The sequence below is a fragment of the Aliidiomarina maris genome, from assembly GCF_003987335.1.
GTDB lineage: Bacteria > Pseudomonadota > Gammaproteobacteria > Enterobacterales > Alteromonadaceae > Aliidiomarina > Aliidiomarina maris.
In genome coordinates, this window is record NZ_PIPK01000001.1 from 256,957 (window position 1) to 276,674 (window position 19,718).

Below are 19,718 nucleotides of genomic sequence, written 5' to 3' on the forward strand. Positions count from 1 at the left end.
AGTGTCGACTAACACCATAGCTGGGAGTATCTGTCTTGCCAGCTTCACCCTTATGGGGCTGTTTTTATATCTAGGAGATAATTCGCTTGCTGGACTCAGTTTAATGTCGGCACTCACTATGCCAATGCTTGTGTATGTTTTCTCTGCTTTGCATAGCCGGAGCAAAACTTCAATAGTACCGACCGCCGACAATGAAAACGACGCATCTGACACCGTAGGCCTCAAAGTAGAAAGCGCAAGTTTAAAAGACACGGCTCCTATAAATACAAACCAGGAAACTGTTGGCAACACTGAAGACACAAAAGAATCAATACTTTCATCGCGGTCCTCTGCGTTTATACTGTTTGCCGCGTTCGTCATATTCTCCATCTACAAGTCCACCAATCCACCTTACCCTAACTATGGCTTACCAGACGCAACCGGCGCGTTTATTATTTACCTGATTGCTGGTGGACTCGCAGCATCGATCACGTATTTCATAAGTAAAAGACATGCCGCTTTGGTCTTGGTTATTGCTACTACGTTACTGTCCCTCCTAGTGTCCATCCACCAACATACCGGCTACGCAAACTTCAACGACTGCATGCTTCAGAAAATGGATGGACAAGTCGATTCAATGCGTGGCTTTGCCCTTCAGGAGTGTCGAAGACTCTTTCCTCAGTAGCTTTTAATGCCGCTCCACGCGGCATTTTTCTTAAATATTCCTCTCCATCGACGAAATTAATTTAGTTTTTCTTAAATTTTTACTTGACCAAGTTTAAGTTTTCTTTTAGTTTTTGATTTAAGAAAACCTAAATAGAGGTCATCATGAACTTACTCAAACCAACATCATCACGCAGCCGCGCTGAACTCAAACTACTGTTCCGCTTGCGCTTCGCATGCCTACTCAGCAAGTACGAGAATGTCATGCAGGACACTAAGGTCATCAACCGTTCGCTGGACTTAGTTAACCAACTTGAGCGCCAGGGCGTTAGCCGTGAGTTCAAAGAGAAGTTTATTCGCGATGAGGCCAAAGGGAAGTTCATAGGTGCGAACCTTGGCGAGCAGTTTTTCCTAACAGTGGCAGCTGACCGTCGCGAAGTGACTATCACGCGCCAGCAACCGATGAAAGGTCAGCCAGCCGTTGAGGTTCGCTATGCGTAAACAGCCATCTAACTCGAAACAGCACTTTATTCTCATGAAGCGCGACGGCTTCGATAACCAGGGTAGTTTGATTTCCGCAACCTCAGGGATTCAAGCGCTTTGTCGCGCTGGATATTGGCCCCTATGGGAGCGAACGCGCTGTAAATCTATGGTTAAGCCAGGCGACGATCTACTTCTTTATTCTGCAGGCGATGGAAAAGATACGAAGCACATTGTCGGATTCGCCAAGGTAGAACGCATCGACACATGGCGAGCAGAGTATGCAAAATCCTACCCCATTCTGCTTGATGGGGTACCAGAAAGAATTTTAATTCTATCTAAGCAGACACTGTTTAAACGCCCATTATCTATGCGAGAAGTCATCGCAAAAATGAGCTTTGCACCAGACAACTTAAAGAAATGGGGGGTCTGTTTTATGGGGGGGATGCGTAGCATTCCAACTAAGGACTTTGACATCTTGATGAAAGAAATAGTCAAAGTTCAAGGTGAGGCAGTATGAGTAACGTAGTTCGCATTCGCGCCTCCAGCTGGCCTAGCCTGTTTGACTGTGCCCATCGTTGGGAAGCACAAAACCTGCTCGGTATGTACATGCCAAGCAGTCCACGTGCCCAACTGGGTACTGCGATTCACGGCGGCACTGCAGTGTTCGACCAGGCACGTATGCACAACACCCCTATTAGTATCGATGATGCTGCCGGCGCGTTTGTCGACGAGCTTCATTCTACTGAGCGTGAAGTCAACTGGCGTATCGATAACACCCTATCTAAGCGTGACGCTGAGAAGATTGGTTTGACGCTGGTTAGCCGCTACTGCGGTGATATTTCACCTCGCTACACCTTTGCGGCCGTCGAGCTTGAAATCGCGCCTTTTCAGATTGATTGCGGTGACGGTTTGCATATCGAGCTAACTGGCACCCTCGATCGCACTCGTGTTCGCATCGATACCAATGGCAAAGGCATTAGCGATATCAAGACCGGTGCCGCTGCAGTGCAGCCAAGTGAGGATAATTCAACTCGCGTAGCTAAGACCAAGGGTCATGCCGCGCAAATTGGCACCTATGAATTACTAGCCGAGAACACGCTTCAAGAACTCATGACAGAGCCAGGCGAAATCATTGGCATGAAGACCACCGGCACGCCCGAAATTGCCAACGGCTTTATCAATAACGCCAAGCTCATCATGTTGGGTGACCAGGGCAACGCTGGTCTTATCGAACACGCGGCCAACATGCTCAAGTCGGGCATGTTTCCACCCAATCCTCAGTCCTGGTGCTGCAGCAAGAAATACTGCCCCCGCTGGGATGCATGCATCTTTCACGATTAAAACAAGGAACAACATCATGATACAGCCACGCACAGTATTAGGGTTCGATTCAGAAACGACTGGCCTACCGGTTTGGGGTAAACCAAGCGGCGGTGACGATCAACCGCATCTGGTTGAAATCGCCGGCAAGTTAGTCGACGCCGAGACTAAGGAAGTACTTGGCCAAGTGAACCTGATTATTAAGCCTAACGGTTGGGTTATCCCCGACGACGTTATCAAGGTTCACGGCATCACCAATGAAATCGCTCACGAGCAAGGTCATGACGAAAAGCAGGCATTACTCGACTTCCTAGACCTTTGGAAGCAAGCAGACCTGCGTGTTGCGCACAACCAAAGCTTTGACGATCGCATTATTCGTATCGCGATTAAGCGCTACCTCAACGAAGAGATTGCCGACGAGTGGAAAAACGGCGCCAAAGCCTGCACTGGCCTGTTAGCTAAGCCAATCATGCAGATGCCACCTAAGAGCCGCTGGGGCTACAAAATGCCCAAGCTCAGCGAAGCCTATAAGCACTTCATGGGCAAAGAGCTCGAAGGCGCCCACCGCGCGATGACCGACGTAGACGCATGTTTAGCCGTTTACTTCGCTATCACTGACCAGCAAGAAGCAGCGTAAGGAACTTTGCCATGAACTCACCAGTAAACCTGCAGCAGTTGAAGCAAACGGCCAAACTACCAGCGCGACAAGCTGGTATTGGCAGCGTAAAGAAGTTCTTCGATAGCCAAAAGAACACTTTGACCGCGGTGCTTCCTAAACACGTGAACGCCGACCGCATGCTGAAAATTGCATTAGGCGCCTTACGCACGACTCCAAAACTTATGGAGTGCACAACGGAAACATTGTTTGGTGCCATCGTGCAGTGCTCACAGCTTGGCTTAGAGCCAAACACGCCGCTTGGGCATGCTTACCTTATTCCGTTCAAGAACAGCCGTAAGAACGTCACAGAAGTTCAAATCGTCTTCGGTTATAAAGGCCTGATTGACCTTGCCCGACGTTCCGGTCAAATCGTGAGTATCAGCGCGCATGCGGTTCATGAAAACGACAAGTTCAGCTATGCCTATGGCTTAGAAGAAAAGCTTGAGCACGTCCCTGCTAAAGGTGAACGTGGTGAAGTTATCTACTTCTATGCGGTCGCCAAGCTAGTTGGTGGTGGACATGCCTTTGAAGTGATGCCACGTGAAGATATCGAAGCCATCCGTAACTCAAGCAGTAACTACAAATTTGCCCAGGACAAAGGCTCCACTGTTTGGGGGCAGCACTTTATTCAGATGGGTCGCAAAACAGTGCTTCGCCGCCTATTTAATTACTTGCCCGTCAGTATTGAAGTGGCAACGGCCTCTGCGCTGGATAGTAAGTCCGCGATGGGTGAAGACCAGAATATGGGCGCGGTATTAGATGGTGATTTCAATGTCGTTGACGATGAGCACCAGCATTACACAGGTCATAACGATGATGAGCCTCAACATCAGTCTGTCGAGCACTCTCAAGCAGAGCCCAGTCAGCAACAGGGTCCCTCTGAGCTTTTCCAAGACGCGCTAAGCGCCGCCAAATCAGGTGACCGCGATATGGCTTTGGATTTGTGCCGCAGCTTAACTGATGACGAGGCCCAGGTCATTCGCAACACCCTTAACCAAGCTGAGAGCCGCAACGCTAGCTCTGAGCAAAACCAAGGCAGCTCGCGCGGTAGTTCACGCGCTGGCGGCATGTCAATGGAGTAACACGCCATGCGTATTCAAAGTATCCGAGTAAAGAACTTTCAGGGTTTAGCAAACTTCACAATGGACGTTGAGCGCCCTGTCCTATTTGTAGCCGGCCACAATGGCGCAGGCAAATCTAGCTTACGTGACGCGATTCGTATCGCGCTCACGGGGCAAGCGAGCCGCGTCGCACTGAAAAAGGACTACAAGGCCATGATCAAGGATGGCACCAAGAAATCAGAGGTGGTGGTTAACACTGACGATGGCGCCTATAGCTTCAGCTTGCCGCAGGGTAAAGGCGTGCACGCTGAATCTGAATACCTCCCGATGTGCGTCGACGCTGCACAATTTTGCACAATGAAACCGGATGAGCGTCGCAAAGCACTATTTGAGCTTACAGGCTGCAGCGTTTCAACCGCCCGGGTGCGTGAAATGCTATTGGCAGAAGATTGTGACAGCCAACTAATTGAACTCGTCCTGCCGTTATTACGTTCTGGCTTTCCTGCAGCTGCAGCGGAAGCAAAAGACCGAGCTACCCAAGCGCGCGGCGCGTGGAAAGCCATTACTGGTGAAACCTACGGTAAGCAAAAAGCTGAGGGTTGGGAACCTAGTTTTGAAGATGAAGGCGGCAATGAATCAGAACTAGATGTTGCAGCCGCTCGCCAAAAGCTCGAGCAAAATAGTAAGACCATCAGTGAGCTCAATCGCATGATTGGGAATGGCCGCTCGGTGCTTACTCGAGTTCAACAACTTAAAGAGCAAGCAGCACGTGTTGAGCGCATTCAAATCAAAAGTAAGGCTGACAACGAGAGTCTTGAACAAACCCAAAAGCAGCTGACTCGCTACGAAGATGCCCAGCTGTCACAAAACGCAATGCCCTGCCCTTGCTGCGATTGCATGATTGTCCTGCGCGATGGTGAATTGGTAGATGCTACTAAGTTCGGTAATAGCACATTAAAACCTGAGCGGATCGAAAGCGAGTTGACTCAATTACGTGAAAGTGTGGCGATGATGCAGCGCACCATCGCGAATAATCAGCGGGATTTGGATGCTGCAACAGCTGCCCAAACAGAGCTTGATACCCTAAATGAAGAAAATGGTGGGGAGATCTCGCAAAAATCGATTGAGGGCTGGCAATCTGACATCAATGAGTTAGAAACTAGTAACCGTGAGCTTTCTTCAGCTATTCAGCGCCAAACTCAAATTGACGCTCGCCGCATAGCGCTGGAGAGCGCAGCAACGAAAGCCGCGGATTACCACGAGCAAGTTAATAAGTGGGTGCATATCGCTGAGCAACTGTCGCCTGATGGCATTCCGGCAAACATCTTAGCTCAAGCAATGAAGCCACTGCAGACGCTCATTAGTAACATCAATAGCCTGGTACCGGATTGGCCAGCAGTAAGCATCAACCAAGAAATGGAATTAATGGCAGATAGCCGGCTTTATGGCCTGCTCTCTGAGTCAGAACAATGGAGAGTTCAAACCGTGATGACACTCGCGCTTGCCCAGCTGTCAGGTATTAACCTCGCAGTGCTCGACCGCATCGACGTGCTTGACCCAGCAAGCCGTATTCACCTGGTCGAAATGCTATTGGGTCTTACCGAAGAAAACACAGACCTCCAAATCATCATGCTTGGTACCTTGGCGCAACCTGCCAAAGGTATGCCTGACGCTATTCAGCAAGTTTGGATCGAGCATGGTGAACCCTCTCAACCTCAACAGGCTAAAGCCGCTTAACCGCGGCTCTAAGGAGTGCGTATGCCAGAGCAGCCATTGACTATGAATCATAAAGAAGCAGCTCAGCTACTGGGTATCAGCGAGCGAACGCTTTATGACCTCAGAAAAGCAGGCGTAGTTAAGCGCCTCCCACAGTTTAAGAGCACACGTTACAGCGTGGCACAGCTACGCAAAACATTTGAGGAACAGAGCGACGCAGCTTAAGCGTCAGCAGTGATGAGGTGAATTATGTTTGCTGTATTCGGTGTAACCAAGCAAGTAGCGCGTAGGGTGGCGGAAAAGAAGACGCCAAGAACAATCACGGTCAATCGAAAAAAAATTGAGCGGACAGATGAACAGTTGGTTGCCGCGATTGATGAGGCCGCACAAGCTTATTTCGAAAGAATGAAGCCGGTCATTTTGAGCCCTGAATATAGTTCGCCTAGTTTCGCTGCAGACTTCATGGACTTAGTTGCACCTGAAGACGCGCGCGCACTTGAAGTTCGAATCCGAGTGCCGGTGAAAAAGGTCATCAAGGGTAAAGAAAAGGTGGTTCGACGTTGGCTGAGTTGGAACCCAGACACAGATTACCTAGCAGCATAGTTCTCTACGCCAAGGCGGTTGGTGCCGCCTCCACGTCAGGTCTCCCCCACCTGTGGCAAGAAACGGGGGACGCATTGGGATGGTGACTGGCAGGTCTGAACAGGCTTAGCCGAAGACGCAGGCAACGATAGCATACCAAACTGTTACCGCTGCACAGTCACTATCACCAATGCGTCGTAAGGGCGAGCAGTATCGGCCAGCGCAGAAAACCGCAAGACGGTGGTGAAAGCCCACGCCGGAGACGTAACCGGCAACACCATCGACCGGTGAAGCAGGACGGTCACTTAAAAATTACTAAGCCAAGGAGGCTTACATGCTTATTTTAACTCGACGTATCGGTGAAACATTAATGATTGGCGACGACATCACAGTCACGGTTCTGGGCGTTAAAGGCAACCAGGTTCGTGTTGGCGTCAATGCACCGCGGGATGTGTCCGTGCATCGCGAAGAAATCTACGTGCGAATTCAAGATGAAAAAGCTCATGAAGCCGCTGAGTAAAGAAACCTCGGACGCCCTGGACGTTTTGCTTCAGGGCTTGCCGGCTAACCTTGTCGAGGCTGCGAGAGAGTTGTTCGTAGCCAATAACGAGCATGAGCTGAAGCTATCGGCTAAGGCCTTTCAAATTTTTGCCAGAACGGAACTTCGAAAGTATCAGGCAAAAGGGATTCGTAAGGCCGTCAACATTGCACTGCTGCTGATAGACCACGGTGCAGACCCAACAGAAGGCGTCTGCATTATTGAAGATTATGCCACTGAGCTTGAGAGCATCACGCCTAGCAACGTGGTTCACATTACACAATGGGGGCGTCATGGGTAAGGAGAACTTGATTGAGTTGCGAGTACCAGGGCGCTCTGTTGCGCTTGCTAATCGGCTACTGCACTCACTGCGTGAAAGTCATTTAGTGGATGCTGGATTCACCCAGAAAGACATCAATGACTTCGGTGATTTCTTCACTGAAGTTCGATGCCAGGCCGAGACCCACGAGCTGTACTTTGATGAGGAAGAAGAGGACCAAAGCGATGAAACTTGATTTTCTGAAGTCTTTAGCTGAATTACAGCCGTGTGGCCTGCGCCCTATCATTGACGTGCTTAGTGATTCATATCCAGTAATGGCGTTCTCAGAATGGAAAGAGCTTGCTATTAACCTAATCGACGATGGCTTTGTCAGTAAAATGGTGAATGGCCAACACAAGCTGACACCTGCTGGACAGGAAGCTATTGAGAAAGGCACAGCATTTATCGAGTCTGAGCCTGAGCCTGAGCCTGAGCCTGAGCAGATCCATGATGAACCTCGCGCACCTGAACCTAGCAAAGCCCTCAAGCCTGCTGATGGGCATCCGTGGAAAGAGCCTTTTAGTCCTAATGGACCCAAAGCCCTTACTAAGCAGCCAGCAAAAGAGCCACATCCAGAAGTATCAAAGCCCGAATTCAATGAAGTCGAGCAGCTGGATACTAAAGCGGAGTCACTAGCGAAAAGCATGGCTAAACATGTGGCTGAGTTGACCACCGATGAGCTACTTGCCGAATGTCGACTGAGTAAATCCATCATAGACAACTTAGTCGCTCGTCGAAAACAGGCAATCACTGAAGTTAGCCGGCGATTGGGTAGCGGCTTTTTCCTAGAGGTTCGCTATCACGGTGAGCAGCATGGCTGTATCACGGAGGGTAAAGCAGATGTCGCCTGAAATGAGAGACAAGCTAAATCGCCATGGCTGTAGCAGCGTGATTGCGTATATTGAAAAATTAGAGGGTGAGCATGACGCGCTGGCGGCGCATGTGGAACGGTTGCGAGCAGCTGGCATTAAGCTTCGTGATGATATTGATTTATCAAAAATAGTTGGTTCGTCACGAAGAAATTTCGCTACTGAATGGGATGCAGTTTGCGAGCAATCCCCCGCTACCAGCCTATCCAGGCTACTAGCTGATGCCTTCCAGAGTGCGGAAACTCCCCACGCCGGAAAAGCAGGATGTATCGGTGAATTCATGTTTGTTATTGAGGATGGTCGTTGCTGCCCTCAGTGCTGGCATGACCAAGATGACGAGTGTGAATTGTGCAACGGCGCAACCGATGAGCGCGGATTGCAGGACATGGCCGTGAACGTACCTTGGGACACTTGCAAGCGCATATGGCTTGCGATGAACAAGATTTATGCCGAGCAGTTGCACCAGCAGGCTAAGGATGGTGGTTCGTGAAATACCTATTAGCCGGCAAGCAATCGCCCGATCGGTTCGAGTTACTGTTAAGCCTAACCAAAATCAGCAGTGAGAGTGTCGTATCAGCGTTACGTGACTATCTGGTTGTTGGGCACTCAGAGGTGGCCGCTGCCCTTATAAACCAAGTGTCATCATCAAATTTCAACCGCGCGCTGAACAAGATGAATGATGTAGCAAAGACCGTGGAACACATCAAAGAGCTCGATTGGGCGCATTTGAAATCAGTTAAGTGATAGACAAAATCTATACAGCGGAGTGATTACAATGAATAACATTCAACAAAAACCACTACGATTTCTCAGTATCAAAGAAGTCATCGACCGAGTGAAACTATCAAAGGCTACTATCTACAACCGGATTGCCACTGGAGAGTTCCCTCGACAAATTAGCCTTGGAGGGAAGCGGGTGGCTTGGCTAGAGGCTGATATTGATGGATGGATCACGCATCAAGCACTTTTAGGTAGGAGAAAGGTGGCTTAATGAGGTGCTGTACAACCAGAATTAAAACATGGTAATGTCTCGAATGGATAGCATCGGAGGCTTTCGCGATTGAACTCAAAACAAAGACATGGATTTTCAGGGACCGGGGGGATATTTACCCTTTTCTTTCGAGTTCTATCCTCGCTATTTTCACTCTTAATTAAGCTCTTTGATAAGCTAAAAGTCTTTGACAAGTGGTTATACGCTTTAGCTATGATCGTTTCTAGTCTTATGCTGCCCATCGTCATTGGTGCTACTGACTTCGCCCTTATTAAGCAGGATTTGACTTCTTGCTTTGACTCAGAGTTAGAATGTCAAGCTAGCAATATCCGAGAGAATTGGTATGGCCTATTTATCGCGGTATGTATTTTGGGTGGCGCTTGGGGAGCAATTGGCACGCAGAAGGACTCACGCACATCGATAGAGTACGCAAACCAAAAAAAAGTTGAAAATGAAAGCCTATCTCAACAAGTCAACGAAGCAGAGGAACAACTTCAAAAAGAGAGAGCCAAGTCGGCCGAGCTGCAGGTGAGCTTAGTTGAAACGTTTTTAAACAGTACTATAACTTACTTAGAGTTAACTGCCGAAGACAGAGTCAGTCTGTATTTTGTTTTTCAACATGAGTTTCACTTAGTTGCGCGGTGCTCTGAAGACCAACACTGGAAACAACCTCATCGCCAAAAGTTTCCAATTGATCTTGGGGTAATAGGTCAAGCTTGGAGAAAGCGAATTTGCATCGTGCGTAACTGTCCTCCGTATGAACCCGAGAGCGAAGCAAGTTACGAAAAATTTATGTTAGACAACTTTAATTATAGTAAGCAGATGTTAGCCCCATTGAATATGAAAAGTTGCAGGTACTATGCAGAATCCATCGCTGATGGCTCAGACACAATAGGTGTCATAGTTTTTGAAAGCGTTCGTAAAGAGTTCCTAGACAATCATGAGACTAATATTACTGAATTCATGGCAAAGAACTCACTGTTACTATCGAAGCTAACTCGTGACGCGATAGAGCGCAATCAAGAAGTTAAAATCGCTATTCAAGGCAGAACAAGAGAGCATGCCATTAATGCTACTGACTCTGAAGCCGATGAGTTCGAGGTATAACACAATGACTAAGCTTCAAAATCTTATCGCGTATTTATGTGTGCACTATCCACACAAGTCAGAGCTTTCAAAGGCACGGCTTACGAAGCTCGTCTACCTATCAGATTGGATTGCTGCTCTCAACTTAGGTAGCCCATTAACTGAAATTAAATGGCTGTTTAATCATTATGGGCCGTACGTTGATGATGTTTTCGAAAGCGCAGTGCAAAGACCTGATATATTCAAAATAACTACAGAACCTACGCCTTACGGCACAGCCTCAACAAAGCTTCAATACGTCGGCCACCCATTTGAAATTTGCCTTGGCGAGTCAGATAAGAGAGTTTTAAATTTCGTAATTGAACGCACGAAGTCTATGTATTTCAACGAATTTATAAACTTTGTTTATTCAACATATCCGGTTGCTAACTCAACGCGGTACAGTGAGCTAAATTTACTATCATTGGCTGAAGAATATAAACACAGTAAGAGCAATGAAACTCACTGACAAACCAAAAAGTCAGACCATCTCTGCATCATTTCCGCACGTTGCTTAAGATGCTTCGTGCGGTTGTAAGCCCGACCGTTCGCATCTTTAACGGCATGTCCTAGCTGCTGCTCGATGTACTCAACGCGATACCCCAAGACTTCATCTAGTAAAGTACGAGCCATCGCACGAAAACCGTGAGGTGTCATGGTTTCGTTATCGTATCCCATCGACCGTAAAGCAAGCCTCACGGCGTTGATTGACATGGGCCGACCGGCACCGCGCGCTGATGGGAAAATATATTTACCATGACCAGTGTGAGGATGCAGATCCTTGAGTATCTGAATAGCCTGGTTTGAAAGAGGTATCACTAGCGGCTCACCTATTTTCATTTTCTCCGCTGGCAATTCAATTCTACGCAGCTGCCAGTTCACTTCAGTCCATTCCATATGCCGAAGTTCACCTGGTCGACAAAATAGCAAAGGCGATAATCTGAGTGCAGCAGACACAACAGGAGTCGCGTCATATGCCCAGATAGATTTCATCAGTAATACGACTTCTCTCGGATTCGTGATAGCTGCGAAGTGAGACTTCTTGGGGTTCTTCAATGCGCCTTTTAGATCAACTGAGACATCTCGTTCTGCCCTACCCGTTGCGATTGCAAAGCGAAAGATTTGCCCTGCCACCTGCTTGATACGGTTCGCCGTTTCTACCGCACCGCGCTTTTCTACTTTGCGCAGGATAGTCAACAACTCAGGTGCCGTAATTTCGGATACAGGACGTTTGCCTAATGCCGGCATCAAGTCTCGTTTAATTGCTCGAGTTGTACGGTCGATATGAGTAAAGCTAAAACCCTCTAGTTTAACTTTCATATACTCATTAGCCACAGCTTCAAAGCTATTCTCAGCAGCTAGCTCTGATATCCGTCGCTTGCTTTGTTTTTCGTGCGAGGGATCGATTCCATCTATGAGCAACTTTCGCGCCCGTTCACGTGTAAGCCTCGCATCTTTCAGCGAGACTTCAGGGTAAACGCCTATCGCCAATAGCTTTTCCTTGCCAGCAAAGCGGTATTTCATCCGCCAGTACTTGCGGCCAGACATAGAAACCTGAAGAAACATGCCATGACTATCATAGAGCTTGTAAGGTTTATCAGATGGTTTAGCTAGGTTAATTTGAGTCGCAGTAAGTGGCATATTTGGACTATCTCCAGTATCAATCTTTACTGGTAATTGTCCGTTTTTGGGGTATTTCAACAAGTGAAAGTGGGCTTTAATTTCGCATGCAAAATGCCCAAAAATATGCGTCACTATAATGTCAGATTTTTCCACCAGTCACATGCATGAAAGGCTCTCAGCTAGGTTTGGGGTATCAATTCACGAAAAGTGGGGTACTAATCCCCAATACCCCTAAAGCACCCCCAAAAATACCCCAAAAAATTACTGGATTTGGTTAGACAACATAAGACTGTATTATACGACAGGCAATAAAAAACCCAGCAATTACGCTGGGTTAGTAGACAATATAAGACTTGCCTAGTCTTTGATGTGGTGGAGCTGGCGGGATTTGAACCCGCGTCCGAAATAAGTCCACTCTCGGTACTACATGCTTAGCCGTCTCATTTAGTTAACTGCGAAAGTCGCCGAGGGGCAGGCTACTTTGCAGCGAGTCCGATTAGTTTTAATGCTTCAGCTCCGGACGAAGCTTCCACACGAGTCTGATTTAGATGACTATCCAAACCTGGTCTCTCAGACTAAGCGCCAGTGGATAGTTAGCGGGCTATTAGGCCGCTAAAGCGTAGTTGTCGTCGTTTGCAACTATAAAGTTGAGGCTTTTTACGAGGCCAGCCTCACCTCGGCATGCACCTTAAGCTTCATTTATCCCGTCGAATCCTGATCAGCCCCGAATTCTGTGGTCAAACTTAAGACCTAGTAAGTGTAACCTAGCCATGTCACAAAAGATACTCGATTATCGCTAAGTGCCCACTTCATAACCAGATATGGCGGCGATTCAGCTGAAGTTCAAGGGGCGCGGCCGCAATCCGTGGCAAACTAATGCTATTGGCGGTTCATTTACGGTACGATAAGGCCCTTCGCAATTGTACAAAAGAGCCTAATACCGCCTATGTTTTCACTGCATCACGTATTTCGTCGCCCCGCCCCCGCCTTCTCTTTGCGTACCTGTGCGCGGTGCTTGTTGCTAGTCAGCGGCTTAGCTGTTGCCCTGACGGCCTGTTCACCGGCCCAGGAAGATCAAGGGCCTGATTTGCGTGCGTGGTTAGACGAGCAATACGAACAGCAGCTTGAATTTAGTCCGGTAGCGCGCTCACGAGCGGGCGACCGTAGTTTACATGGCGACATTGACGAAGTCACAGAAGCGGCATTTCAACGTGAACTTGAATGGAAGCGCCAAAGTGTTGCGCGCATGCGCGACACCTTCGACTACGCGGCATTAACTGCAGACGAGCAAGTGTCGTACGATATTTGGGCTTATCAATACGAACAAATGGCGCGTGGCGCGGAGTTTCGCGATTTAACCTATGTGTTTGAGCAAATGATTGGCCCGCACACCAGCTTGCCGCAGATATTGCTGACCACTCACGATGTGCACACCATGCAACATATGGGCGACTACAATCGCCGAATTCGAATTATCGCTAGCGTTTACTGCAGCATTTAGACACGGCTCAAGCGCGTGCTGAATCGGGCGTGCGTCCGCCACGCTTTGCATATCAGGAAGTGATTCGTCAGGCCCAAGGGGTGATAAGCGGCGTGCCCTTTGTGTCAGCTTCTGACGACCATAACGATTCCGCGATTTGGCGAGACGCACAAGATAAGGTTGCGGCGTTACTTGAACGTGGCCGCATTAATGAGCGCGGGGCTGAGCTGCTGCTGGCCGATACCCGAAATGCACTGACCGAGGCGCTCCAACCTGAGTACCAGCGCTTAATTGATTGGTTGCAGGACGATATGCCGAACACCGAAGAAAACCCGGTCGGCATTAGCCGCCATGCCGGTGGCAACGACTACTACGACTACCTGTTGTGGTTTCATACCACCACCGACTTAAGCGCGGCGCAAATTCATCAAATTGGCTTGGACGAAGTGGCGCGGATCACCGCAGCCATGGACAACGTGCGCGAACGTGTCGGCTTTGATGGCGATCTGGATGCCTTTTTTGACTTTATTCGTACTGATAGCAAGTTCTTCTACCCCGATACGGATGCTGGCCGCGAGGCGTATTTGGCCCAAGCGCGCGATTACTTAGCCCACATGGACACTAAATTGCCGGATTACTTTGGGTTGCTCCCAAGCATCGATTTAGAAGTTCGCAGGGTTGAGGCGTATCGCGAGCAAGCCGGCGCCCCACAACATTACATGCGCGGTTCCGCCGAAACCGGTCGCGCTGGTGTGTTCTATGCGCACTTAAGTGACATGTCGGCGATGCCAAAAAATGAGCTTGAAGCCATTGCCTACCATGAGGGTGTGCCGGGTCACCATCTACAAATATCGGTGGCGCAACAAGCGACTGATATTCCGCGTTTTCGCAATCAGGCACGCTTTACAGTTTTTACAGAAGGTTGGGCACTTTACGCAGAATGGTTGGCCGCTGAAATGGGTGCTTACGAAGACCCCTACTCTGAATTTGGTCAACTGGTCACCGAGTTATGGCGTGCGGTGCGCTTGGTCGTCGACACGGGTCTGCATGCCAAACAATGGACGTATGAAGATGCGATTGCCTATTTTGCTGAAACCACCCCAGTGCCGATGAACACAATTCGCATCGAGGTCGAACGCTATATGACGATTCCCGGCCAAGCCACCGCATTTAAGATTGGCATGCTGCATATTCAGCAATTACGCGCACAGGCAGAAGCTGCGCTGGGCGATAATTTTGATATTCGTGGGTTTCATGATGAGGTGCTGCGTGGTGGTGCGATGCCGCTATTCTTGCTTGAGCGCCGCATCCAAGCCTGGATAACGGCGCAACAAGATATACAACAAGAGGCGCCACAAAGTGAACTACAAGCGAATTAACCTAAGTTGATTTTACGCCAGTTGAGTTCATGTTGAATGGTGGCTTTAGGCTCGAGCATGGTGGGGTCGAGATCGTAAATATCGAGACCCTCTTTCAAGCGTTTCGGCAAGTCCTGATGCACCAAAGCTTTGCGCCCGACCGACAACAATGCGTCTGGGTATTGCGCCGCTAAATCTTCAACGTTGCCCTCGGTAATTGCGCCGTTGATGATAAGCTGCAAGCCTTCAACCTCTTTCGCCACTTCAGCCAATGACTTGTTGCTGTCAATAAAGCCTTTGCGGTTTACTGCTGTGTCATGGGTGTGAATATAGCCAAGCTCGGCATCGCGCAACTGCTCAAGCATATAGCGAAAGCCGTCTTCACCTTCTGGCCACTGATAATCATCGTCAGTCGCGGTAATTTGGCTGATCCGGGCGCCCAGCACAAAATCTTTGCCGCAAGCATCGCGTATCGCTTTAACGACCATGAGTAAAAAGCGCAAACGGCCGTCTAAGTTACCGCCCCACTGGTCTTTACGCTGATTAAAGTAAGTGCTGAGAAACTGGTTTAACAAGTAGCCTTCGCCAGCTTGTAATTCGACGCCATCAAAACCTGCGGCTTTGGCGCGTTTAGCTGCGCCCACAAAGCCATTCATAATGTGGTTTAGGTCAAGATCGTCCATGACCTCAGGTTTTACCCAGTTCTCTAAAGTGCCGTACATTGATACGGGCTTGCCTTTAGGCACAACCTCCGACAAGGCTTTCGGGTGTTCGCAAAAACGGTTGTACTGCATTTGCGCGCCCGAATGCGTCAGTTGGCAGATAATTGCAGCGCCAGCCTGATGCACTTCTTGTACAACCTCTTTCCAACCCTGTTGCTGCTCGTCGTCGGTTAAACCGGGTTGGTAACGGTACGCTTGGCTCGCTTTACGGTCGACATACACACCTTCGGTGATAATCAAATCAAAACCACCTTCGGCAAAGCGGGCGTAGTAATCTTGCATTAAGTCCGTCGGTTCGCCTTCATGTTCAGCACTAATGCGCGTCATGGGTGCTACCACCAAACGATTCGACAATTCAATGTTACCTAGTTTTGCTTGCTTAAATACTTCTGACATGGACTCTCCTGAGTGACTACCGCATCCATTGTATGCGCAATAATAAAAACTTTAAGGCTGCATACAACATAGTTAGCCAACGCCATAAACACAAAATCAATCGTGATAAAAGCTCGCTGTCGGGTGTAAACCGCGGATTAGCTGCTTAGCTTTTTCGCCAGTTTTGCAATGTGTTCACCTTGGAAGCGTGCGCCTTCCAGTTCTACCTCGGAAGGTTGGCGGGAACCGTCGCCAGCGGCAATTGTGCTGGCTCCGTATGGCGTACCACCGGCGACCGTTTCAATGCCTAATTGGCCTTGGAAACTATAGGGTAAGCCCGCAACCACAAAGCCTAAATGCAATAAACAGGTGTGAAAATTCAGCAAGGTACTTTCCTGACCGCCATGTTGTGACGCCGATGAGGTGAACACGCCGCCAACTTTGCCGATCAGGGCGCCATTTGCCCATAAACCACCGCATTGGTCGAGGAAGTTCTTCATTTGTGACGCCATCATGCCAAAGCGCGTGGGCGTGCCGAAAATGACCGCATCATATTTGGCTAAATCTTGCGGTTTCGCAACGGGCGCTGCCTGCTCAATTTTATATCCTGAGCTTTTCGCGATGTCCTCTGGCACTAACTCGGGTACACGCTTGATATCAACGTCAGCACCACCTTGACGGGCACCTTCGGCAATTGCTTGCGCCATGGTTTCAATGTGTCCGTAACTGGAATAATACAAAACAAGTACTTTAGCCATGATTGCTCTCTTTAAGGCGAATAAATATGCCTTAAGCTTAGCGCTAAGGGGTTGTTTGTAAAGCTCTTTAAAGATTATTTAGGATAAGCAACGCGGCTGGCTTAGCGCGCCAGGACTAAAGCAGCGCGTAAGCGTTTGGAGCCATACCCGAATGCACGGGAGAACGTTTCACGCGGAATAGGAATGTATTGACGTTCCACTGGGCTTTGCCAGGGCACGGTGTCTTCGTCCGGGTCATTAATGTAAACAAAATCGTCATCAATCGCTGTCACTAGCACCCAATGCGGCGCTTTTGACTGGTCAAACTGATAGGTGCTAATCAGCGCAATCACCAATTTATCTGCCGCTAAATCTTGCTCCAGTTGGTTGGCGTAGTAATCGCCCACATGCATGGTCACGCCCGCTTGCTCAAGTGCGGCAATATCAGCGACTTGTATGCGCGCCATGACGTCCCGTTTTTGCGCGTTGCGCACTGAATCGAGCAATACAGGACCTGGCTGGCTGACCCACAATTCAACCTCTAAGCCGCGCTTATGGGCAGCGCGTGCTAAGCCGTGTGGCCCACAGCCACCATGTCCGGAGGTCATGTAAATTGTGGTGGCTTCGCGCCATAGTTCCAATTCTTCCAGGTCCGGGCGCGCATATTCATGACCAAAATAGGACAGCGCCATCAATAAGCTGGTTGGCCCACAGGTAAATGGTGTGGTTTGAGTCAGATAGGGAACGCGACGAGGTGTGCGCTCGCTATCAAAGAAATGCAGCTGTTTTTGCAACACCACGGCGTCTGAATGGTCGTCGAAGTAGTCATTTTTAAGCCCAATGTCGTGGTAGCCGCGCTGCTGAAAAAAACCGACCGCCGCGCTGTCATCGGCTTTCACTTCAAGGCGCATGAACAAGCTATGCTCGGCCTTAGCCAAGGTTTCCATATGCTTAAGTAGCTGATTTCCAAAGCCTTGACGCCGCGCTTGTTGGGCGATAGCAAAGGAATATAAGCGCGCTAGCTTGGTGGCTGGACGGTACAGCATAATCGCATAACCGAGTAAGCTGGCATTTTGGTCAAGTACCCAAAGCTCGGCTTCGCCCAGTTTAATGAAACGGCGGAAACTCCGTGCGCTCATGGCGTCGTACGGGAAGCTTTCGGCTTCCAACTTGGCCAGCGCCGGCACATCTTTAAGGGTGGCTAAGCGAATCTCTGTCATAGCGGATATTTGACGCTGTTTTGCATGACTTAGCAAGTAGCCCGCAGAAAAAAATGCTGCTAAAATACGCGCCAATTCTGCCCTGCTATCCTGCCTGTGCGGACCAACCGACACAACCTACAAATATATGCGAGGACGAACTGTGAGCGAGTCAAAAACCCCTTTAAGTTATAAAGACGCTGGTGTGGATATCGATGCGGGTAATGCGCTAGTTGAGCGTATTAAAGGCGTAACTAAACGCACTGCGCGCCCTGAAGTGAAGGGTAATATTGGGGGCTTTGGCGCGTTATGCGAGCTGCCAACCAAGTATAAAGAGCCATTATTAGTGTCTGGTACGGACGGTGTTGGCACCAAATTGCGCTTAGCGATTGACGCAGGTAAGCACGACACCGTGGGCATCGACTTAGTCGCCATGTGTGTGAACGACCTAATCGTACAAGGCGCTGAGCCACTGTTCTTCTTGGACTATTACGCTACCGGCAAGCTTGATGTCGATGTCGCAGCTGACGTGGTAAGCGGCATTGGTGAAGGTTGTGTGCTAGCGGGTTGTGCGTTAATTGGCGGTGAAACTGCTGAAATGCCAGGCATGTACCATAGCGGCGACTATGACATAGCAGGGTTTTGTGTCGGCGTGGTAGAAAAATCTGAAGTCATTGACGGCAGCAAAGTAGCGCCGGGTGATGCCCTGATTGCGGTTGGTTCAAGCGGCCCACATAGCAATGGCTATTCACTGATTCGTAAAGTACTCGAAGTGAGCCAAGCTGACTTGCAGCAAGATTTAGACGGCAAGCCGCTGATTGACCACTTGTTAGAGCCTACGCGCATTTACGTTAAATCGGTGCTGGAACTGATGGCACACCACCCTGTGCATGCGATTTCGCATATTACGGGCGGCGGTTTCTGGGAAAATATCCCGCGTGTGTTACCTGCTGGCACCAAAGCCATGATCGACGGCAACAGCTGGCAGTGGCCTGCGGTTTTCAATTGGCTACAGCAAGCAGGCAATATTGAAAAACGTGAAATGTACCGCACATTTAACTGTGGCGTTGGCTTAGTTATCGCAGTGCCTGCCGATGCGCAAGACGCCGTCGTTGCGCAACTGAATGCAAGCGGTGAAACAGCATGGGCGATTGGTCATATCGCTGCGGCCCAAGATGGCGACGCGCTGGTTGAAATTCAGTCATAGTCTACTTTGAAAGCGAGTGCATTTTGAGCGTATCTGAAACAAAAAAACGCGTTGTCATCCTTATTTCAGGGTCTGGCAGCAATATGGTCAACTTAGTTGAGCATTGCCAACAAGGTAAGGCGGCAGCGGACGTTGTGGCTGTGATTAGCAACCAACCGGCAGCTGCGGGTTTAAACAAAGCGGCAGCTTTAGGGATTGATACCGCAGTGTTGTCTCACCGTGAGTTTGATACGCGTGAAGCATACGACCGTGAACTCACGGCGCTGGTGGCAAGTTACCAGCCAGATCTGGTGATTTTAGCCGGTTTTATGCGCATTTTAACCACCGAATTCGTGCATGCTTTCGAGGGTCGCTTGCTCAATATTCACCCCTCGTTACTGCCGAAATACAAAGGGATTCATACTCATCAACGGGCCCTTGATGCCGGTGACACCGAGCATGGTGTCAGTGTGCATTTTGTCACCGAAGAGTTAGATGGTGGCCCGGTGATACTGCAAGCGAAAGTGCCGATTTTCGACGGTGACGACGCCGACGATTTGCAGGCGCGCGTGCATGAGCAGGAATATCGTATTTACCCATTGGTGATGCGTTGGTTCTGCGCTGAGCGCTTAACACTGAACGCCGATGGCGTGTACTTGGACGGCGAGAAGCTTGGCCCGCAAGGTTACGCGGTCGAGTAACCTCGCCTCAGCAGAAAGTAGTCGCGCAATAAA

The 19,718-nt window shown here is 49.3% G+C and carries 26 protein-coding genes and 1 other RNA gene; 22 read left to right on the top strand and 5 right to left on the bottom strand.

Going from position 1 to position 19,718, the window contains the following annotated elements:
• Window position 1: 1 nt before the first annotated feature.
• The 18 genes from CWE07_RS01225 (at window position 2) to CWE07_RS01310 (ending at window position 10,773) form a co-directional block, all read left to right on the top strand.
• The gene (locus CWE07_RS01225; RefSeq protein WP_111568117.1) at window positions 2–664 is read left to right on the top strand and encodes a hypothetical protein; all 663 of its coding nucleotides are present in this window, start codon (window positions 2–4) and stop codon (window positions 662–664) included.
• A gap of 143 nt (window positions 665–807) precedes the next feature.
• Window positions 808–1,143, top strand: a complete 336-nt coding sequence (locus CWE07_RS01230; RefSeq protein ID WP_111568118.1) for a hypothetical protein — start codon at window positions 808–810, stop codon at window positions 1,141–1,143.
• Window positions 1,136–1,642, top strand: a complete 507-nt coding sequence (locus tag CWE07_RS01235; RefSeq protein WP_111568119.1) for an EVE domain-containing protein — start codon at window positions 1,136–1,138, stop codon at window positions 1,640–1,642. Before CWE07_RS01230 ends, CWE07_RS01235 begins: the two co-directional genes overlap by 8 nt.
• Window positions 1,639–2,466 (top strand): PD-(D/E)XK nuclease family protein, encoded by an 828-nt coding sequence (locus CWE07_RS01240; protein WP_111568120.1) that lies wholly within the window; start codon window positions 1,639–1,641, stop codon window positions 2,464–2,466. The genes CWE07_RS01235 and CWE07_RS01240 overlap by 4 nt, the downstream gene beginning before the upstream one ends.
• A 16-nt stretch (window positions 2,467–2,482) precedes the next feature.
• Window positions 2,483–3,082: a 3'-5' exonuclease gene (locus CWE07_RS01245; RefSeq protein ID WP_111568121.1), complete on the top strand. Its 600-nt coding sequence runs from the start codon at window positions 2,483–2,485 to the stop codon at window positions 3,080–3,082.
• Between the two features lie 11 nt (window positions 3,083–3,093).
• Window positions 3,094–4,185, top strand: coding sequence for a recombination protein RecT (gene recT / locus CWE07_RS01250; protein WP_111568122.1), 1,092 nt, complete (start codon window positions 3,094–3,096; stop codon window positions 4,183–4,185).
• 6 nt (window positions 4,186–4,191) lie between these two features.
• Window positions 4,192–5,901, top strand: coding sequence for an AAA family ATPase (locus CWE07_RS01255; RefSeq protein WP_111568123.1), 1,710 nt, complete (start codon window positions 4,192–4,194; stop codon window positions 5,899–5,901).
• A gap of 21 nt (window positions 5,902–5,922) precedes the next feature.
• Window positions 5,923–6,105 carry a helix-turn-helix domain-containing protein gene (locus tag CWE07_RS01260; protein WP_111568124.1) on the top strand — a complete coding sequence of 61 codons (183 nt, stop codon included), beginning with the start codon at window positions 5,923–5,925 and terminating at the stop codon, window positions 6,103–6,105.
• Between the two features lie 24 nt (window positions 6,106–6,129).
• Window positions 6,130–6,483 (top strand): hypothetical protein, encoded by a 354-nt coding sequence (locus tag CWE07_RS01265; RefSeq protein WP_111568125.1) that lies wholly within the window; start codon window positions 6,130–6,132, stop codon window positions 6,481–6,483.
• Between the two features lie 313 nt (window positions 6,484–6,796).
• Complete coding sequence (gene csrA / locus CWE07_RS01270) at window positions 6,797–6,982, top strand: carbon storage regulator CsrA (protein WP_111568126.1); 186 nt, start codon at window positions 6,797–6,799, stop codon at window positions 6,980–6,982.
• Window positions 6,954–7,301 carry a hypothetical protein gene (locus tag CWE07_RS01275; RefSeq protein WP_126818959.1) on the top strand — a complete coding sequence of 116 codons (348 nt, stop codon included), beginning with the start codon at window positions 6,954–6,956 and terminating at the stop codon, window positions 7,299–7,301. Before csrA ends, CWE07_RS01275 begins: the two co-directional genes overlap by 29 nt.
• Window positions 7,294–7,515: a hypothetical protein gene (locus CWE07_RS01280; RefSeq protein WP_111568128.1), complete on the top strand. Its 222-nt coding sequence runs from the start codon at window positions 7,294–7,296 to the stop codon at window positions 7,513–7,515. The genes CWE07_RS01275 and CWE07_RS01280 overlap by 8 nt, the downstream gene beginning before the upstream one ends.
• Window positions 7,505–8,170, top strand: a complete 666-nt coding sequence (locus tag CWE07_RS01285; protein ID WP_111568129.1) for a hypothetical protein — start codon at window positions 7,505–7,507, stop codon at window positions 8,168–8,170. Before CWE07_RS01280 ends, CWE07_RS01285 begins: the two co-directional genes overlap by 11 nt.
• Window positions 8,160–8,678, top strand: coding sequence for a hypothetical protein (locus CWE07_RS01290; protein WP_126818960.1), 519 nt, complete (start codon window positions 8,160–8,162; stop codon window positions 8,676–8,678). The genes CWE07_RS01285 and CWE07_RS01290 overlap by 11 nt, the downstream gene beginning before the upstream one ends.
• Complete coding sequence (locus CWE07_RS01295; RefSeq protein ID WP_111568131.1) at window positions 8,675–8,932, top strand: PapB/FocB family fimbrial expression transcriptional regulator; 258 nt, start codon at window positions 8,675–8,677, stop codon at window positions 8,930–8,932. The genes CWE07_RS01290 and CWE07_RS01295 overlap by 4 nt, the downstream gene beginning before the upstream one ends.
• Before the next feature lie 31 nt (window positions 8,933–8,963).
• Window positions 8,964–9,179: a helix-turn-helix transcriptional regulator gene (locus tag CWE07_RS01300; RefSeq protein WP_111568132.1), complete on the top strand. Its 216-nt coding sequence runs from the start codon at window positions 8,964–8,966 to the stop codon at window positions 9,177–9,179.
• Between the two features lie 69 nt (window positions 9,180–9,248).
• Entirely contained in the window at window positions 9,249–10,286 is a 1,038-nt protein-coding gene (locus CWE07_RS01305) for a GAF domain-containing protein (protein WP_111568133.1), read from the top strand.
• Window positions 10,287–10,290: 4 nt separating this feature from the next.
• Complete coding sequence (locus tag CWE07_RS01310; protein WP_111568134.1) at window positions 10,291–10,773, top strand: Panacea domain-containing protein; 483 nt, start codon at window positions 10,291–10,293, stop codon at window positions 10,771–10,773.
• Here CWE07_RS01310 and CWE07_RS01315 read toward each other — a convergent pair.
• Complete coding sequence (locus CWE07_RS01315; protein ID WP_241973978.1) at window positions 10,767–12,080, bottom strand: tyrosine-type recombinase/integrase; 1,314 nt, start codon at window positions 12,078–12,080, stop codon at window positions 10,767–10,769. The genes CWE07_RS01310 and CWE07_RS01315 overlap by 7 nt on opposite strands.
• Window positions 12,081–12,297: 217 nt before the next feature.
• Window positions 12,298–12,653, bottom strand: a transfer-messenger RNA (tmRNA) gene (ssrA, locus tag CWE07_RS01320).
• A gap of 220 nt (window positions 12,654–12,873) precedes the next feature.
• Between ssrA and CWE07_RS14565 the strand changes: the two genes are divergently transcribed.
• On the top strand, window positions 12,874–13,428 hold the full coding sequence (locus tag CWE07_RS14565; RefSeq protein ID WP_111568135.1) for a DUF885 family protein: 555 nt from the start codon (window positions 12,874–12,876) through the stop codon (window positions 13,426–13,428).
• Window positions 13,429–13,457: 29 nt separating this feature from the next.
• The gene (locus CWE07_RS01330; RefSeq protein WP_157983192.1) at window positions 13,458–14,786 is read left to right on the top strand and encodes a DUF885 domain-containing protein; all 1,329 of its coding nucleotides are present in this window, start codon (window positions 13,458–13,460) and stop codon (window positions 14,784–14,786) included.
• On the opposite strand, the gene CWE07_RS01335 is transcribed toward CWE07_RS01330, so the two are convergent.
• From CWE07_RS01335 to CWE07_RS01345, 3 genes are all read right to left on the bottom strand, one after another.
• Complete coding sequence (locus CWE07_RS01335) at window positions 14,783–15,883, bottom strand: oxidoreductase (protein WP_111568137.1); 1,101 nt, start codon at window positions 15,881–15,883, stop codon at window positions 14,783–14,785. The genes CWE07_RS01330 and CWE07_RS01335 overlap by 4 nt on opposite strands.
• A gap of 137 nt (window positions 15,884–16,020) precedes the next feature.
• Window positions 16,021–16,620 (bottom strand): NAD(P)H:quinone oxidoreductase, encoded by a 600-nt coding sequence (gene wrbA, locus CWE07_RS01340; RefSeq protein ID WP_111568138.1) that lies wholly within the window; start codon window positions 16,618–16,620, stop codon window positions 16,021–16,023.
• Window positions 16,621–16,721: 101 nt separating this feature from the next.
• Window positions 16,722–17,819: a GNAT family N-acetyltransferase/peptidase C39 family protein gene (locus CWE07_RS01345; protein WP_111568362.1), complete on the bottom strand. Its 1,098-nt coding sequence runs from the start codon at window positions 17,817–17,819 to the stop codon at window positions 16,722–16,724.
• Window positions 17,820–17,961: 142 nt separating this feature from the next.
• Between CWE07_RS01345 and purM the strand changes: the two genes are divergently transcribed.
• Complete coding sequence (gene purM / locus CWE07_RS01350) at window positions 17,962–19,005, top strand: phosphoribosylformylglycinamidine cyclo-ligase (RefSeq protein ID WP_111568139.1); 1,044 nt, start codon at window positions 17,962–17,964, stop codon at window positions 19,003–19,005.
• Window positions 19,006–19,028: 23 nt separating this feature from the next.
• Window positions 19,029–19,685 carry a phosphoribosylglycinamide formyltransferase gene (purN, locus tag CWE07_RS01355; protein ID WP_111568140.1) on the top strand — a complete coding sequence of 219 codons (657 nt, stop codon included), beginning with the start codon at window positions 19,029–19,031 and terminating at the stop codon, window positions 19,683–19,685.
• The last annotated feature ends 33 nt before the right edge of the window (window positions 19,686–19,718 follow it).